Raw genomic sequence first — 17,362 nt, forward strand, 5'->3', positions numbered from 1 at the left:
GCTCCGCGTTTCCGGGTCCTCCATCAGATCGCGCAGGATCTCGGTCATGATCGCCTCGCGCTCTTCCGGTTCCATCGGAATCTCGGGCTCCGGCTCGACGGCGGGGGCAGGGCGATAGCTCTCGATCTGGCGGAGCACTTCATTGGCTGCCGGGCGCGGCCGCGGCGTGGGACGCGGGACCCAGGAGGTGACGGGAGGTTCGTTCTCGCCCGCTTCGAAAATGAGCTTGCYCGCATCCTCCGGGGCCTGTTCGGGCAGGGGCATCAGGCCGGGCGCACTGCCGCGATCKACCGAGGACACGGCGCCGATCCTGAGCGGCAAGGGGCGTTTCGACAGCGCCGGGCCCAATGCGACGAACTGGCCACGCTCGAGGTCGCGGAACATCTCGGCCTGGCGCCGGTCCATGCCGAGCAAGTCGGAGGCGCGCTGCATGTCGATATCGAGGAAGGTGCGGCCCATCAGGAAGTTCGAGGCCTCGGCCGCGACGTTCTTGGCAAGCTTGGCGAGACGCTGAGTCGCGATCACCCCGGCGAGGCCGCGCTTGCGGCCGCGGCACATCAGATTGGTCATGGCGCCGAGGGAGAGGCGACGCGCTTCGTCCGACGCTTCGCCGGCCATGACGGGCGCGAAGAGCTGCGCCTCGTCGACGACGACCAGGATCGGGAACCACATGCTGCGATCGACGTCGAACAGCCCGCCGAGAAAGGCGGCCGTCGCGCGCAACTGCTCGTCGGCGTCGAGATTCTCGAGGTTGAGCACGATCGAGACACGATGCTGGCGGACGCGGATGGCGATACGCTGCAATTCGGCCTCGCCGCAGGCGGCGTCGACCACGACATGGCCGAACTGACCGGCCAGCGAGACGAAATCGCCCTCCGGATCAATCACGGCTTGCTGGACCAGCGGTGCGCTTTGCTCCAGCAGCCGGCGCAGCAGATGCGACTTTCCTGAGCCGGAATTGCCTTGGACCAGCAGGCGCGTCGCCAGCAATTCGGCGAGATCAAGCAGCGCGGGTTGTCCACCCTGGGTCAAGCCCATGTCGATGCCCGTCGTCATGCTCTGGTCTTGCTGCTCCGTCTGCCGCCCTGTTCCCGGACCGGCGCTTCTAACACACTGCAACTGGCCGATGGCCGGATACGGCCGGCCTTCCACAACTATCGGCCCCGGCAGATCAGCGCAGGCAGCGCCGCGCGCGTTCTTCACGCTGAATGTCGGCGATCATGCGGCGCTGGGTGTTCGACAGCGGCAGCTCCTCGGCATTGTCGTATTGGCAGCCGGCATTACCAAAGGCCGCGATACCGCGCTGGGTGCGGAAGCAGTAGCCCTGCGCCTTGTAGATCTCGTTGCGGGCATACCAGAGCTCATCGCAGGTTTGCTGCGCGAGAGCCGGCGCAGGCATTCCTGTCAAAGTCAGGAATGCCATGATCATCAATGTCTTGTGCGGCATGGTTCACTTCTTGAATCGAGTCGGCTCGATGCAAGATTGGGCCGCCGGACGAGCCCGGGCAAGCGGGGCTATTTCAACTCGCTCTTGCGCAGCATGGCGGCGCTCATGCTGACTCCGAAATGTTCGCTCATTTCGCCCGCACTCATATGGCGGATCGCTTCGATATTCGGGATCAGCAGGGCGGCGGCATAGCGCCGGGCCTGATACTCCATCGCCCGGACCTTGGCCGAGAGGCGCTCGGCCTGCGAGCCGGCAGGGGCGCGATGCAGGATGCCTTCATGGCCGAGCAGGGCATGTCCGACCTCATGGGCGATGGTCATCAGCGCCCGGCTTTCGCCGCGCAGGGCCGCGAGAAACACGGGTTCCGGGATCCGAAGGCGCTTGGTCTCAGAATCCCATTGCGCCTCGGCGTCGGCGAGTTGGCCGTCCGGTACACGTTCATAGGCAAAATTCGGGTAGCGGGCCTTCAGCCGCGCCATCAGGATCATGAAATCAATGCCCTGTTCGTCGCGGAAGCCGAGTTCGCGGCGATGGCTCAAGGCGCGGGCATCGATCTGGGCATCGGTCAGGAATGCGGGCTTCATGACAGCCTCCCGTGACGGAGCGGGAGCAGCCTAGCGCGCTCTTTGCCAATGCTCAATCCAGGATCATCAGGCTTGCGCAGCTAGCGCGGGGCCATCTCGAGGCAGGTCAGGACCTGGACATAGCTGGGCGGGCCGCCGAGTTGCGCGCTCTCGACGCAGGTGTTGCGGCTCTGCGCTGGATAGGCCGACCAGCGTTGTACCAACGTCGCGCGCGCCTGGTTCTCGTCGTCCTGGCAGGCCTGGGCGGTACGACCGACCCCCATGCTGGAACGGCCGACGTCGCGGCACGTGTTGACGACATCGAAGCGCGGCGGCCCATCGGAAACGGGAACGAAGAGACCGGTTGATAGTGATAGTGAGAGAAGGGCTGCGCTGATCATGGCGGAACCTCCGCAGGAGTGCCCGCGCGTTCTACGCGTTCAAACCGGGCCTGATCCAGCATAGCGCGTCGCCTGCACAGCCGCTAGCCAAGCGTAAACCGGTCTCTGCCCTTCGCCTTGCTTACGTAAAGCAGACCGTCCGCCCGCCTGTAGATTTGCTCCAGTGTTTCAAGGCCGTCGAAGAGGGCCGCGCCGACGCTGGCCGTCAGGTGAGGGGCAGTGTCCGAGGCGTCATGGGGAATGTCGAGCGAGGAGACCGCGCGGACGAGATTATCAAGCATGGCGCATGCCGTATCAGGCCTGACCCCATAGAGGATCAGGCCAAATTCCTCGCCTCCCAGGCGCCCAACCATGTCCATCGGCCGCCGCAATCTCGCTTCGAGCGCGCGGGCCAGGCTGCGCAGAGCCAGGTCGCCGGCCTGGTGTCCGTAGCGGTCATTGTACTTCTTGAAGTGATCGACATCGAGAATGGCGAAGACGAGACCGGCGCGCTCGCGCCTGGCCTGGCGCAAGGCCGTTGCGGCGTGCTCCTCGAAGAAGCGCCGATTGCCGATACCGGTCAGTGCGTCGGACATGGCGCGGTTGTGCAGCATCCGACGCAGCAGGAAGTGATCGCGCTGGGTGTATTCGCGCAGATAGGCGCCGACCGCGCCGACGAAGACGGCAAAGAACATCAGGATCGAGATCCGGATATGCTCATGGATATGGCCGGGATCGAGCATGACGAACCCGAGCAGAGCATTCAGGACAGCGATCAGCATCGCTGCCGCGACGCTTTGATGGAAGGTCAGGCCGACCGGCAGGAACACCGCCATGATGATGACGAAGCCGGCCAGATCCGCCTGGGCGAGGCCGCGCAGCTTGAAGACATTGGCGCTGACTGCACTCGTCGTTCCAATCAGCACGAGAACGAGGAAGCTCAGCCGGTTATAGGCACGGGGCAGACGCTTGCCGACGAGGACCGAGATCAGGGAAAGCAGGACGGCGAGCGTGATCCAGCGCAGAGCGGCTGCGGCCAGGGCGTCGTAGCGCTGCGCCCGATATTCCGTCAGCGGGTCGATCCGTGCGATGTCGAGCGCGATGAAGACGAGCCAGATTCCGAGCGCGGTGAGCGCGCAGACCAGCGTGCTCATCCGCTGCTCGATGCGCATATAGCGGCGGTATTCGTCTTCCAGCCCCGAGACGAAGCGCAGGCGCTTGAAGCCTCGCGCGCGCTGCCCTGCATAGGAACTGTCGCGCGCAGGCGCCGGGGGCGCGTTTTCCGCGGCGTCTATGACCTGTTCCAAAGCACTCACCGCACAAGCCTGCGAGCGGAGTGCCTAACACTCCGTTGGGGAGAGGGGCACTGCGTCGCAATCGCTGCGGGTGTGCGCGGGGACGGTTTCGGAAGCCTTGCGCCGGTGATGAGAATGCGAGGGAAGGCGCGCGGCCCGCGCCCTAACGCCATTCCTAGCCATGCTCGCTGGCCAGGATGGCCTCGACGATCTCCTGAACGTTCAGGGCCTCAGGCAGCGTCGCGAGATGATGCGGCCCGCCCTGCGTGAGGCGGATGACACCCTGGAGCTGGCGCCTGAGTGCGACGGGGCGTGCATCCGCCTGTGACAATGCGTCGGCAGCGCGTTCCCAGCTGCCATCGGGCAGACGGCGTTCGGCGATCGACCAGTCGCAAAGCCGGACCGCGCCCCTATCACCTTCCAGCATCCAGATATTGTGGTCATCCTTCCCAGTGCTCCCGACACTGCCCTTGAGCGCGACGGGGATGTCCCCGGCCAGCAACCTGGCCTCAATCCGGCGCTCCGATTTGCCCGCCTCCGGGAAGGCCACGCTCGCCGTGAGCCCATGCAGGGGGCCAACCAGCCTGCGGCTCAGGAAGAGGAAATGCGACACGACCTCGCGGGTGAAACCGCCCTGCGGGGTTCTGTCCAGCCAGGCCGCGGCGTCGGCCTGCCAGGGGCGCGGCCAGGTCGCGAAGGCGACTTCGATCGAGACGCGGGACAGAGTGCCGACCGCACCCTGTGCGATCCACTCCATCAATGTCGCTACGGCGAGCGAGGACGCGAAGGGGAAATTGACCGCGCCTCTGTCGCCGGCTTCCGCAACAAAGGCGCGCGCATCGGCGACATCGACCGCCAGCGGTTTCTCGCAAAAGACACTCTTGCCGGCGCTGATGGCGGCGCGCGCGTGGGTGAGGTGGGAGGCTGGAGGCGAGGCAATATAGACGCAGTCGCTGGCGGCGACGACCGCTGCGGCGTCAGTCAGCCGCGGAACCTGCGGGAAGGTTGCGGCCATGCGCTCCATTGCCGAAGGCGCCGGATCCCAGACGCCGCTGACCTTCACCAGTTCCTGGGACTGGTCGAGAATGGCGTGCAGCAGCCGCTCACCCATGATGCCTGCGCCAATGATCCCGATCGAGAGAGTGCCGTTCTGCATCGCCYAAAAATCCCTGCTCTGAGCCGAGGAGCGCGATAGCAGGATTCCGTCAGCGCCACGAGCGCGCGAGCGGCCGTAATCACGCGTCGCTACCATGTGGCGCGCAGCCCGGCGGTGAATACATGGGTGGTGGCGTCGGCATTGAGCCGGACATCATAGTCGGCGAACAGTGTGGCGTAGCGGCCAGCGCGTGCCGACAGGCCCAGGCCGAGGATGGCGCTGTCGCGCGCCACTCTCGCGCCCTGGACCGGGAAGGAGGCCGCAGGCGCCCCAATGAAGGCGGTATCGAGCACCATCGCATCGTCGAGGAACTCGTGCTGCCAGCGGCCACGAAGCTCGACAGCGACGCGGCTGGAGGCGAGATCGAACTCCTTCGCCAGGCGCAGGCCCAGGCTGCCGAGGAGGCTTTCCGCGGATTGCTTGCCGGCCGTCAGGCCAATGCTGCCAGCGCCGGTCTCGCTGAATCCGTCCTGCTGCAGATAGCTGTAACGCAGTGCCGCCAGCGGCTCGAGCTTAGACCAACCGAGATCAAGGGCGTAGCCGGCTTCGAGGGCGCCGGTGAAGCGATCGCCACCGTATTCGGCCCTTGCCTGGCGAGAGAGCCCACCGAAGCTGATGCTGCGCTCAGATTCGAAATCGAGGCGGGCATAACCGAAGGTACCATCAAGGCGCAGCGGGCCGCGTGTGTAGCCGCCATAGAGCGCGCCTTCATAGGCCTTGATGCCGCCCTTGCCGGAGAAGTTGCGGAATTCGGCGTCAGTGCTGGAGTAGCCAGCGCTGAGCCCGACCAGAATTTCCGGAGTGATCTGCCGGTCAAAACCGGCGATCATCCCGCCGCCGCGATACTCGGCCCCGCCGGCATTGGCATTGCCACCAAGCGTCCCGATGATGCCATAACCCCGCGCCCAGACATTGTTCTGGGCCGCTGCCGGTCCGGACGGCAGGCGCCTCAGCAGCGCTGCGGCGGGACTCGCCGCGGCGCTCGATGCATAAGCCATTGCGGCGCCGGTTGCGGTGGGTTCGGCCGGGCCGGAGCGCAGATCGCTGAGCCGTTGCGAGATCATGGCACTGAAGGGGGCAGAGCCGCCGAGGGCGAGAGTACCAAGGCTGGCATGCGCCTCGCCGGAGAGGCCGGCAAGGGCCTGTCGCGCGCCATCCCGCGTGCCGGCGGCCTGCAGCAACCCCGCTACGTCGCGTAGATCCTGATCCGCACCGGCAACGCCGCGTTCGAGCGCGGCGCCGGCGGCGCATTGGTTGGCCGAGGCGCAGACGCCTGGCGTATCGAAGGGCAAGGTGCGGATATCGAGATGCGCCGTGTTCGGCTGGTAACGCAGGCTCGCCTGGATGAAGGGCGCCGAACCATCGCCCGGCGGCCCCTCGATGCCGTCGAAGCGGCCGATGAGGCCCTGTCCGGCGCTGAGCACCGGCATGGTCTGGAAGCGCGGCAAGAGTTGCGCCCGGCCTCCCATGGCGACGAGGCCGGAAAGGCTGGCGGTGCCGGTGACGGCAAGGTGGTTCCGCCCACCGATTGGGCCGACCTGCTGAACCAGAATGCCACCGGCCTGCTGCACGTAATTGCCGCTGATGGTCAGCGTGCCAGCGCCGCGGCTATCGCCGGCCCAGAGGGTGCCGGCATTGGTGACTGAGCCCGTGATCAGGCCGGAACCAGTGAGCGTGCCGGCCGCACCGATACTGGTCGGCGAGGCGATGCTGCCCATGATCGAGAGAAAGCCGCCGTCGACGCGTGTCGCACCGGCATAGGAGCTGTGGCCCGTGAGCATGAGTTCGCCCGCGCCGCGTTTGACGAGACCGCCGGTCCCGACGATGTCGTTTCCGAAGACGGCGAGGCCGCCGGGCTGCTCGACGACGAAATCGCCCCAATCGAAACGGCCAGGTCCGAGCACTGCCTTGCCGACATCGAGCAGGCCGTAGCCGAATATGTCGTCGACGCCGGGAGCGCCGATGTCCCGGGCGGTGCCGAGCAGGGTCTGGCGCACCTGATCGGCGCTGAAGAACGGGAACATCTGCCAGACCAGGGCCGCTGCACCTGAGACATGGGGAGCTGCAAACGACGTGCCGTTGACCTTGGTGTATCCGCCGTTCTTGTCGGCGACGACGATGGGATCGTCTGGAAATTCGCCCCACCAGTCCCCGCCGCCGGGAGCCGTCAGGCACCAGTTCTTGGCCACGCCGCAGCGGTTCGTGTACAACGGCTCGTAGCCTGGTCCGTAGGCCACCACGGCCAGCCAGCCGCGCTCCAGTTCCGGGAAATGATAGGGCAGGCCGGCTTCGATGCTCGGCTGGGTCCGCTCGTCATTCCCTGTACCCCAGACCAACAGGGCGCCAGATGCCACTGCACGACGATAGGCCGGCAGCTCCTGCCATCGAGCAAGCTCGCTCTGCGTCACCGACGTGACAGGATCGAAGCTGCCCCAGCTGTTGTTGATGACGCGCACCCCCCGGGCAACGAGCCCATCGTAGGCTGCAACGAAGCCTGAAGACGGCGCCGGAATTCCATCCTGATCAAAGACGCGCGCGCTGAGGATCGTAGCGCCTGGCGCCACGCCATGCATGCCGATGCCGTCGCGATTGGCAGCGATTACTGAGGCGACGCCCGTGCCGTGCCCTCCGGGGTCGGTCACAAGAGCGGTGTTCGCGATATAGTCGTAGCCACCCCCAAAGCGGCCTGCGAATTCGGAATGCCCGGTGAACACTCCGCTGTCCACAACGCCAACCAGGATGCCCGTGCCGTCGACGCCTCGCGCATAAGCGTTTGCGGCATTGATATAATCGAGTCCCCATTGAGCCTTGTATTCGGGGGGTCTCCACATACTGGGATCGGTAAGGAGGCCGCCCGACTGGGCTGAAGCAGCACTCGCCAGCGCCGTCGTCAGCAACAGGGCAGCGGCGGCTTTCTTAGGCAAGGACGGCACGCAGGCCTCAAAGGCAGGAATCGGGTGGTCCGGTCGATGATCGTCGGTCCAAGGCTTTGCGGCCGTATCTCCTCACCGTCAATACGGCAGATTTCGTATGGTGAAGGTGGGGTCAAGTTGGTTCGGACACTTCGACGACGCCTTCCAGTATGAGGACTTTGCCAAACCCTGGTCTGCGCGTTGCATCGCGGTGACCGAGAATTTCGAGCGCGAGACCGGGCTCAAGGCCTATGAGGCCTGGATGAGAAGCAGGACCGGCATCCCTACTGAGTGCGGGCGCCAGGTTCGCGCTCCACTCCTTTCGCATTGCTTTGGGCCTCGAAGCCAAGGACGAAGGCCCTGCGGTGAGCTCAGGGGCTGGGGTCCGCAATTGGCCATCTCTGCCCGTCCTGCTCGCCTGGCCGATCGCCATTCGCGTATCGCGTTCCAGAGCGATGTGCGATCGCCGAACCTCTGCCGGCACTTCAATGCAGGCGCCTGGACACTTCGGCCGCCGGCCGAATGCTGCTGGCGCATATTGCCGAATTACTCGTTCCGAGAATCCGGTTCCTGGGCCGCAATCCAGTCGGCGAAGGCCAGCATGGCAGCCGTCGGCTTCCGCGATTTGAGCTTGGTCAGCCAATAGCTTCCAAGCGAGATCGAGGCCGGGAACGGTCGCCGGATCGAGCCGTTGCGCAATTGGCGCGAGAACATGAGAGCCGGGGCGAGGGCTACTCCGACCCCTTGTTCGGCGGCCTCCATCATCGCGAGCGACGAGTCGAAGACGATGGCGCCTGCAATGTTGGGCGGCATGTCCGCGCCAGTGGCAGCAAACCAGCGGCTCCACTCGTCCATGCGGTAGCTGCGCAACAGAGTGAGCGTGCCGAGATCCTACGGCGCATGGAGGGCGGCGGCCAGTTCGGGCGTACAGAGCGGCGTCAGGGGCGCCTCGAACAGCTCCGTAGCATCGAGACCGTGCCAGGCGCCGTTGCCGAACCGAATGGAGAAGTCCAATCCTTCGGCAGCCAGATCGACCCGATTGTTGTTCGTGGAGAGCCTCAGCTCGACGAACGGATGAGCGCGCCTGAAGTCCTCGAGCCGGGGCAGCAGCCAGCCGACCGCGAAGGTGCCCACCGCTCCGACCACGAGCAGTTCGCGGACCTTTCCCGACCCAACCCTGTCGAGCGTCGTGGCCAGGCGATCGAAGGCATCGCTCACGACGGGAAGGAGGGCTTCGCCCTCTGCCGTGATCCTGAGGCCGCGCGGGAGCCTGCGGAACAACTGAACGCCCAATCTCTGCTCGAGAGAGCGAACCTGCTGGCTCACGGCGGCTTGCGTCACCGCGAGTTCGATGCCGGCCCGCGTGAAGCTGAGATGCCTGGCCGATGCTTCGAACGCCCGCAACGCGTTGAGTGGCAGAAAAGGTCGAACCATCGATGCCCAAATTTAACTTATGGCTGATCCGACTTATCATCGTTTGCCGGGAGTTCGAAGGGGTCATAAACGGCGCCCATTCCGAATTGGAAGGAGATGCCCTTGTCCAAACGACTCTACGCCGGTCTGGCAGCCAGCGTTCTCGCCGGCACGCTGGGCAGTCTGTCCAGCGCCCACGGCGCAGGCCCCGATCAGGACGCCCGCGTGCGCCAGGCCGTCGACGAAGCGGTGAAGCCGGTGATCGAGCAGCACGGGATCCCCGGCCTGGCTGTTGCCGTGACGATCGATGGAAAGCGCTACTTCATCGAGTACGGCCTGGCCTCGAAGGAACCCAGGGTTCCTGTTACGCGGGACACGCTCTTCGAGCTGGGGTCGATCAGCAAGACCTTTACGGCGACGCTCGCGACCTATGCCGAGATCGAGGGCAAGTTGTCGCTGAACGACAGTGTCAGCCAACACATGCCCGAGTTGAAGGGCAGTGCCCTGGACGATGTGCGATTGCTGGATCTCGGCACGCATACGGCTGGCGGCTTTCCGCTTCAGGTCCCTGACGACGTCAAGGATCAGAAGCAGCTCATGGCCTATTATCGCGCCTGGAAGCCGCGCTTCACTCCCGGCACATACCGAAATTACGCCAACCCGAGCATTGGTCTTCTCGGCGTCGTCACCGCGAAGGCGATGGGAGCAAGCTTCGAGACGTTGATGGAGCGGCGATTGTTCCCGGATCTCGGGCTGCGCCGGACCTATATCAACGTCCCCGCGGCGGAAATGAAGAGTTACGCGTGGGGCTACAACCGGGAGGACAAGCCGATGCGGGTCTCCCCGGGCCTCCTCGCGACCGAAGCCTATGGGGTCAAATCCAATGCCGTCGACATGATCCGCTTCCTGGAGGTGAACATGGGCATCGGCACCGTGCCGGGGAAGGCGGCCGTCGCTGCGCGGGCGACCCATACCGGGTATTTCCGCGCGAGCGAGCTCATCCAGGATCTGATCTGGGAGCAATACCCCTATCCGGTCGAGCTGGATAAACTCGTCGCCGGCAACTCGGCCAAGATGATCCTGAACGGCGTCCCCGCGGTTGCGATCGAGCCGCCGATGGCGCCGCGGAGCGACGTGATCCTCAACAAGACCGGGTCGACCAATGGCTTTGGCGGCTACGTCGCCTATGTCCCGGCAAAGAAGATCGGGATCGTCATGCTCGCGAACAAGAACTACCCCAATGATGCGCGGGTGAAGGCCGCGCATCAGGTGTTGTCGCGGCTTGCCGAGTAAGTCTGGCTGGTTGCATTCGCCTGACGAAGGACAAACGGAGCAGGCTGCCTTGCAGGGGCCGCGCGTCCTGCTGCTACCGCTCCGATTGTGCCGTGATGCCGCGACGCGCGGACCCGAAATCGAGCGGCCGCGTCAGACCAGCCGCACCGCCTTGCCCGGATTCATCAGGTTCGCAGGGTCGAACTGGCGCTTGACGCCTCGCATCAGCTCCAGGTCGAATGGCGGCTTATAGATTTCGATGAGGTCGCGCTTGAGCYCGCCCAGGCCGTGCTCGGCGCTGATGCTGCCGTCGAAAGCCTCGACGAGATCATAGAGCGCCGTCTCGACCTGCTTATGCAGTGCGTGGCGCTCGGTGGCGTCGGCACCGGCCGGTGCCAACAGATTGAAATGCAGATTGCCGTCGCCGATATGGCCGAAAACGATCGGGCGCAGGCGCGCGTCGATCGCATTCAGCGCCGTCAGGCAGCGATCGACGAAAGCCGGGATGGCGCTGATCGGGGTGGAGACATCATGGCTGAAGCTGGGGCCTGCGCGCTTCTGTGCTTCCGTGATGTTCTCGCGGAGTGCCCAAAGCTGCTCGGCCTGTGCCAGGGAACGGGCGATGACGGCGTCTTCGACGATCTCCTGCTCGAAGCCTTCGGAGAGAACACTCTCCAGGATCGCTTCGAGCGGAATTTCCGGCGTCGCCGCATCGAGTTGCAGCAGCACATAGACGCCGCCGCGTAGTGCCGGTTGGGTGACATGCGGAGCATGGGTTTCGACCAGGGCGCGGCAGTCCTCGGTAAAGCACTCGCAGCCAGAGAGGACGTCGGCAGCGCGCGAGCGGGCTAGCTGGAACAGGCGCAAAGCCGCTGCGAAATCCCGGACGCTGGCCAGGGCGGTCGCGCGCGCCTGCGGTGCAGCGTGCAGTTTCAGCACGGCGGCGGTGACGATGCCGAGAGTTCCTTCCGAACCGATGAAGAGATGCTTCAGGTCGTAACCGGTGTTGTCCTTGCGCAACGCGCGCAGGCCGTTCCACACCCGGCCGTCGGGCAGCACGACCTCCAGCCCGAGCACCTGGTCGCGCATGTTGCCGTAGCGCAAAACCGCCGTTCCGCCGGCATTGGTGGCGATCGTGCCACCGATCTGGCAACTGCCTTCGGCGGCGAGGCTGACGGGAAAGAACAGGCCGGCATYGCGTGCGCGCTGCTGCAAAGTCTGCAGAACTACGCCGGACTCCACGATGGCAACGGCGTTGACGGTGTCGATCTCGCGGATGCGGTTCATGCGGCCAAGCTGGACGACAACCGCTTGGCCGCTGTCATCGGGAATCCCCCCGAAGACGAGGCCGGTATTCCCGCCCTGCGGGACCAGCGGAACGCGGTGGCGCTGGCTCCAAGCTGCGATCTCTGCGACCTGCCGGACGTCGGCTGGCCGGACCACAGCGCGGGCAAGTCCGTGTCGCCGGCCGCGCCAGTCCTCGCAGAACGGCGCGATGGCGTCAGCGTCGGTCAGGACTGTAGAAGCAGTCGAGAGTCAGGTTCTCATTTGGCGCATGGTTCGCTTCGTCGGGGTTCGCGTAAGGGGTGACGAAGGCGGGAATGCCGAGGATCTTGGTGAAGACATAGCCTGGCAGGCTGCCGAACCCCGCGGGGATCAGCAGTGGCTCTTCGCCCTGGGCCTTGACAAAGGCCTGGCGCAACGGCGTCGTAAAGGGCGAGGCGATGGGAGTCTTCGAGGGCTGCATCCCCCTGTMCTGAGCGATGAACTCGACCTCTGGGGCATGCTTGGCCACATGGTCCGCGACCTTGCGCAGAATGTCCTCCGGGTCCTGCGCCTCGACCAGGCGGATATCGCATTTCACGAAAGCTTCGTTCGGCAGCACGGTCTTGGTGCCGGGCCCGCCATAGCCGCCGTGGAAGCCGTTGATGGTCAGTGTCGGACGAAAGCAGAGGCGCTCGTAGAAGGGGCGGTCGGCAGGTGCGTCCAGGCGATCAAGCCCCAGGCTCTGCTTCACCGCCTCGGCGGCGCGGGGGAGGCGCTCGATAGCCGCGAGTTCCTCTGGTGTCGGCGGCTCGATATCGTCGTGGAGGCCCGCGATGGTGATCTCGCCCGCAGCATTCTTCATGGTGCCGAGCAGGTGTACGAGCGTCCAGATCGGATTTGGCACCACGCCACCGAAATTGCCGGAATGCACGTCCCGATTGGCGTGACGACAGCGCAGATCGAAGGAGATCACGCCGCGTGAGCCGAACTTGATCGCGGCCGCACCGCTGGCATGGCGCGGACCATCGGCCGTGACGGCGAGATCGGCCCTCAGCTTGTCCTTGTTGGCCCGCACGAAGTCGGCGATGTGCGGGCTGCCGATCTCTTCCTCGCCTTCCAGCAGGAGGATGACATTGCAGGGAAGCGTGCCATGCACCTTAAGATGCGATTCGATCGCCATCATCTGTGCGAAATGCTGGCCCTTGTTGTCGCCGACCCCGCGCGCATAGAGCCGGCCGTCGCGGATCGTCGGCTCGAAGGGCGGCGAGAGCCATTTGTCGAGCGGATCGGGCGGCTGCACGTCATAGTGGCCGTAGAGCAGCACTGTGGGCTTGCCCGGCGCCTTTTCCCAACGCCCGATGACCATGGGGTGCCCTTCGGTGGGCACCAGTTCGGTCTCGAGCCCGATATCGGTCAGCATCTTGACCAGCAGTTCTCCGACTTCAGCGATGCCGATATTCTCGGCACTGATGCTCGGGTGGCGCAGATAATCGATCAGACGATCAAGGAAAGGGGCGCGGTTCGCCTCGATATGATCGAAAACCGCGGCCAAGGTGTCGGAGGAAGCCATAAGTCTTGCACCTGCCAGAATTAGGAGAGCCAAAGTCGCACCCGTTCTGGTTACGATGGCCGCGGCAAACCCGTCCATGCGCGACATGAATGCGCGCCATCTCCGGACGCTGGATGCCGGTCCGTCGCTGCTGTCGCCAACGGCCTTGCGACGGCCGGGCCGATGGCGTCTGCTGGATCAGGTGATCAGTTGATTGTGAAAGGCGAAGTCGAGGCAGCCCTGGATGTGCTGCTCCAGAATAGCCTGAGCCTCCACAGCGTCCCGCCTCAGTGCACAGCCGAGCAGCGCCTTGTGCTCTTCGGCTGCAATCGCGCCGCGGAAGATCACGAAGACCATCTGGTACCGAAGGTAACGGTCATAGACGCCGGAATGGACATTCAGCAGGGCCTTGGAGCCGCAGGCCGAGACCAGGGCCTGGTGAAATTCCCAGTCGTAGCGCTTCCACTGCTCCGCTTGCGTGCGGTCGCCCGCGAGCAGGCTCGCTTCCATCCGCGCCAGCTTGTGATGGGCGGCAACGACGCGGCCTTCCCATTCCATGTCGCCGGACTGGAATGACTGCGCCAGGGCGCTCCTCTCGATGAGCAGCCGAAGCGCCGCGATCTCCTTCAGATCCTCGGCCGAGCACGGCGCAACCTGGAAACCGCGCTGTCCCTCTGCCGTGATCAATCCTTCCGGAGTGAGGCGGCTGAAGATTTCGCGCAGGGTGCCGATCCCGACGCCATACGCTGTCCGCAATTTTTCCAATGGCAGGCGTTGGCCGGGGCGAAGACGCCCGAAGACGATGTCCGTGCGGATGCGCTCATAGGCTTGTTCGCCGGTCGAGATCGGCGCGATGTCGTCGCCTGCAAAATCCGTCACGATGTCCGCCATGCCCTGCGCGCACCTTTTCGAGAGGGCCGTCCTACGACGCGTGCAGCCTCCGCGCCAGAACCAATGAGTGACGGCTGAAATCAATATCATCGGATGATTATGATATTATCGGTTGATGACGGCTTCGCTAGATGTAATGTGCTCGCAAGGTCGCCCGAGAGGCGCCCAATGGCGGCAGAGCCGTAACGGCCATCCCGGGGAGGAACGAGAATGATCAAGTCGAAATTGAACCGCCGTCAGGCTCTGTTGGCCGGCGCGGTCGGGCTTGCGGCGCCGAGCCTGTTGCTGCGGCCTGCGCTGGCGGTGACGCCGGCGGAGATCAAGGCGAAGGGCAAGCTGGTCGTGGGCATCCAGGGCGACAATCCGCCCTGGGGCTTCGTCACCAGCGCCGGCAAGCAGGATGGGCTGGATGCCGATATCGCGGCGCTCTTCCACCATTGGCGTGGCCAAGGGCGCAGCCCAGGATACCCAGGTCACCAAGAACGCGCCGGCCAGCACGACGATCCGGCGCTACGACGGTGATGCCCCCAGCATCCAGGCGCTGGTCTCGGGCCAGGTCCAGGCGCTCGGCGGTAACATCTTCTACATCCAGCGTATCGAGCAGGCCCGGCCGGGCGAATTCGAAAACAAACTCGAATTCCAGAACCTCTACAACGGCGCCTGCACCCGGCAGGGCGAGAAGGAGATCAACGCCGCCCTCAACGCCTTCATCGACAAGATCAGGGCCAATGGCGAGCTCCAGAAAGTCTACGACAAGTGGATGAAGGTTCCCGTCCACAAGTTCCCCGACAGCCTCGAAGGCATCTCCTTCTCCGCAAGCTGAGCGCGGCAGGACAAAACGGAGCAGAGGCCATGAACAGCCAGTCCGCGACTGCAACCATTCAAGGGACTGACGCCATGATCAAAATGGCGGGCGTCGAGAAATGGTACGGCGAGTTCAAGGCCTTGACCGACATCAACCTGTCGGTCCGCCAGGGCGAGAAGATCGTCCTGTGCGGGCCGTCAGGTTCGGGAAAATCGACCCTGATCCGTTGCATCAACCATCTCGAACCCTACCAGAAGGGCGAGATCCGTGTCGGTGGGACGGTTCTCAGCGATGATTCCAGGATCATCGATGCCGTTCGCCGCGAGGTTGGAATGGTGTTTCAGCATTTCAACCTGTTTCCGCATCTGACGGTGCTGGAGAACTGCATGCTGGCGCCGATGCGTTCGCTTCGCGCCAGCAAGGCGCAGGCCGAAGCCACGGCAAGACGCCTGCTCGGCCGGGTCAAGATCGCCGAACAGGCGGAAAAATATCCGGCCCAGCTCTCCGGCGGACAGCAGCAGCGCGTCGCGATCGCGCGGGCCCTGTGCATGCAGCCGAAGGTCATGCTGTTCGACGAGCCGACCTCGGCGCTCGACCCGGAAATGGTCAAGGAGGTGCTCGACACCATGATCGGGCTCGCCGAGGAGGGCATGACGATGATCTGCGTCACCCACGAGATGGGGTTTGCGCGCCAGGTCGCCGACCGCGTGATCTTCATGGCGAGCGGTGCGATCGTCGAAGAAGCGCCGCCGGCTGCGTTCTTCACCAATCCGCGCCACGAGCGCACCCGGCAGTTCCTCGGCGAGATCCTGCACAATCACTGAGGAGGAGGCCGGCATGGCCGATCTGCAATCGATGCCACTGCGTCTCGGTGTCCTCGGTGCGGCGAATATCGCACGCAGCTTTGCGAGTGGTGTCGCGCCGTCGAGGACTGTCACGGTCGCTGCCGTCGCCAGCCGCGATGCCGGGAAGGCCGAACGCTTTGCGATGGAATGCGGCATTCCGCATTTTCATGGCTCCTATGAAGCCTTGCTGGCCGATCCGGAGATCGACGCGATCTACAATCCGCTGCCGAACTCGCTCCATGCGGAATGGTCGATCCGGGCCATGCAAGCCGGCAAGCATGTGCTCTGCGAGAAGCCGCTGGCGATGAATGCGACCGAGGTCCGCGCCATGGCCGCTGCTGCGCGCCAGCACGGACGCCATCTCGTCGAGGCCTATCCCTACCGCGCACAAGCCCAGACGCTGAAACTGCGCGAATTGCTCAACGCGGGCGCGATCGGCAAGGTTCAGCTCATCCGATCGAGTTTTGGCGTCGCCTTCTCCGACCCGGCGAATATCCGCCTGAAGCCCGAAGTCGGCGGTGGCGCCCTTCTCGACGCGGGCAGCTATGCCGTCAGCCTGGCGCTTCTCGTCGCAGGCGCGCGGCCCGAGCGCGTCAGCGCGACGGCGCGCTGGAGCGAAACCGGCGTCGATCGCAGCGTTGCGGCCACGCTGGAATTTCCGAGCGGAGCGCTTGCGCAGATCTCGTGCAGCTTTGCCACGGCCTATCACCGCCACGCCCTGATCGCAGGAGATGCCGGAACGATCGAGACGACCTATCTCAACCATCCCCCACTCGGGGGGCCGCCGGTGCTCACGATCCGGCGTGGTACGACCGTCCAGACCGCTCCCGAGACCATCGAGGTTGCGCCCGGCAATGGGTTCCTCGCGGAAGCGGAGTCGTTCGAGCGGCTGGTGCGGCAAGGACCCGAGCACTGGACCGGCGCGACCCTGGCGGAATCCATCGATATCGCGGTGACGCTGGATGCGATCCTGGCCAGCGCCCGGTCGGGCGCAGCCGTCAGCGTCGCTGCCGAGATCAACACCTAGGAAGGCCAGTTCGTCATGATCCGCGGCACGACGAAACTCATCGCCCATCTCGGCTATCCGACCGAGAGCTTCAAGGCGCCGATGATCTACAACCCGTATTTCGAGCGAGAAGGGATGGACGCCGTCGTGGTGCCGATGGGCTGCAAGGCGGATGACTATCCGGCTTTCCTCAGGCTCTTCTTCAGGCTCTCCAACGCTCACGGCGCCCTTATCACCATGCCGCACAAGGTGACGACGACCGCGCTGGTCGACGAGGTGCAAACCACGGCCGCGATTGCAGGAGCCTGCAATGCCGTGCGGCTTGATGTCGATGGCCGGCTGGTCGGCGACATGTTCGACGGCGAGGGCTTCGTGCGCGGTGTGCTGGGCAAGGGCCGTGTGCTCAAGGGCGCGCGTGCGCTCGTCGTCGGCGCCGGCGGCGTCGGCTCGGCCATCGCCGCCTCGCTCGCCAAGGCAGGCGTCGCGGCACTCGGCCTGTTCGATACCCATGCGCCTCTGGCGAACGGCCTCGCTGACAGGCTTCGCAAGCACTATCCGCAAC

The 17,362-nt window shown here is 64.9% G+C and carries 14 protein-coding genes and 2 pseudogenes; 5 read left to right on the plus strand and 11 right to left on the minus strand.

Features of this window, described 5'->3' with window-relative positions; translation table 11 throughout:
* From AC1D34_RS25470 to AC1D34_RS25505, 8 genes and pseudogenes are all read right to left on the minus strand, one after another.
* A partial coding sequence (locus AC1D34_RS25470) for a helicase HerA domain-containing protein (protein ID WP_476825702.1) occupies positions 1–1,056 on the minus strand: 1,056 nt, incomplete at its 3' end.
* 115 nt (positions 1,057–1,171) lie between these two features.
* Positions 1,172–1,447, minus strand: a complete 276-nt coding sequence (locus tag AC1D34_RS25475) for a YARHG domain-containing protein (RefSeq protein ID WP_441489900.1) — start codon at positions 1,445–1,447, stop codon at positions 1,172–1,174.
* A gap of 68 nt (positions 1,448–1,515) precedes the next feature.
* A complete protein-coding gene (locus AC1D34_RS25480; protein WP_441489901.1) occupies positions 1,516–2,031 on the minus strand; it encodes an ImmA/IrrE family metallo-endopeptidase in 516 nt (171 codons plus the stop codon).
* Between the two features lie 80 nt (positions 2,032–2,111).
* Positions 2,112–2,411 (minus strand): hypothetical protein, encoded by a 300-nt coding sequence (locus tag AC1D34_RS25485; protein WP_441489902.1) that lies wholly within the window; start codon positions 2,409–2,411, stop codon positions 2,112–2,114.
* Between the two features lie 83 nt (positions 2,412–2,494).
* Positions 2,495–3,706 (minus strand): GGDEF domain-containing protein, encoded by a 1,212-nt coding sequence (locus AC1D34_RS25490; protein ID WP_441505820.1) that lies wholly within the window; start codon positions 3,704–3,706, stop codon positions 2,495–2,497.
* 154 nt (positions 3,707–3,860) lie between these two features.
* The gene (locus AC1D34_RS25495) at positions 3,861–4,841 is read right to left on the minus strand and encodes a Gfo/Idh/MocA family protein (protein ID WP_441505819.1); all 981 of its coding nucleotides are present in this window, start codon (positions 4,839–4,841) and stop codon (positions 3,861–3,863) included.
* Positions 4,842–4,930: 89 nt separating this feature from the next.
* Positions 4,931–7,774 carry an autotransporter domain-containing protein gene (locus AC1D34_RS25500; RefSeq protein ID WP_441505818.1) on the minus strand — a complete coding sequence of 948 codons (2,844 nt, stop codon included), beginning with the start codon at positions 7,772–7,774 and terminating at the stop codon, positions 4,931–4,933.
* A gap of 525 nt (positions 7,775–8,299) precedes the next feature.
* A pseudogene (locus AC1D34_RS25505) lies at positions 8,300–9,187 on the minus strand (LysR family transcriptional regulator).
* Positions 9,188–9,283: 96 nt separating this feature from the next.
* Here AC1D34_RS25505 and ampC point away from each other — a divergent pair.
* Positions 9,284–10,459, plus strand: a complete 1,176-nt coding sequence (gene ampC / locus AC1D34_RS25510) for a class C beta-lactamase (RefSeq protein ID WP_441489907.1) — start codon at positions 9,284–9,286, stop codon at positions 10,457–10,459.
* A gap of 132 nt (positions 10,460–10,591) precedes the next feature.
* Here ampC and AC1D34_RS25515 read toward each other — a convergent pair whose 3' ends face one another.
* The 3 genes from AC1D34_RS25515 to AC1D34_RS25525 form a co-directional block, all read right to left on the minus strand.
* On the minus strand, positions 10,592–11,881 hold the full coding sequence (locus AC1D34_RS25515; protein ID WP_476825703.1) for an FAD-binding oxidoreductase: 1,290 nt from the start codon (positions 11,879–11,881) through the stop codon (positions 10,592–10,594).
* A 58-nt stretch (positions 11,882–11,939) separates the two neighbouring features.
* Entirely contained in the window at positions 11,940–13,274 is a 1,335-nt protein-coding gene (locus tag AC1D34_RS25520) for a M20/M25/M40 family metallo-hydrolase (RefSeq protein ID WP_476825704.1), read from the minus strand.
* A gap of 177 nt (positions 13,275–13,451) precedes the next feature.
* Entirely contained in the window at positions 13,452–14,144 is a 693-nt protein-coding gene (locus AC1D34_RS25525; protein ID WP_441489910.1) for a GntR family transcriptional regulator, read from the minus strand.
* Between the two features lie 210 nt (positions 14,145–14,354).
* Between AC1D34_RS25525 and AC1D34_RS25530 the strand changes: the two are divergent.
* From AC1D34_RS25530 to AC1D34_RS25545, 4 genes and pseudogenes are all read left to right on the plus strand, one after another.
* Positions 14,355–14,967 (plus strand): annotated as a pseudogene (locus AC1D34_RS25530) (type 2 periplasmic-binding domain-containing protein).
* A 74-nt stretch (positions 14,968–15,041) separates the two neighbouring features.
* Positions 15,042–15,773: an amino acid ABC transporter ATP-binding protein gene (locus AC1D34_RS25535; RefSeq protein WP_069880472.1), complete on the plus strand. Its 732-nt coding sequence runs from the start codon at positions 15,042–15,044 to the stop codon at positions 15,771–15,773.
* Between the two features lie 13 nt (positions 15,774–15,786).
* Positions 15,787–16,821 carry a Gfo/Idh/MocA family protein gene (locus tag AC1D34_RS25540; RefSeq protein ID WP_441508023.1) on the plus strand — a complete coding sequence of 345 codons (1,035 nt, stop codon included), beginning with the start codon at positions 15,787–15,789 and terminating at the stop codon, positions 16,819–16,821.
* 15 nt (positions 16,822–16,836) lie between these two features.
* On the plus strand, positions 16,837–17,362 hold a 526-nt coding region (locus tag AC1D34_RS25545; RefSeq protein ID WP_476825705.1), incomplete at its 3' end, for a shikimate dehydrogenase family protein.

It is taken from the genome of Allobosea sp. P1_A7 (assembly GCF_056406775.1).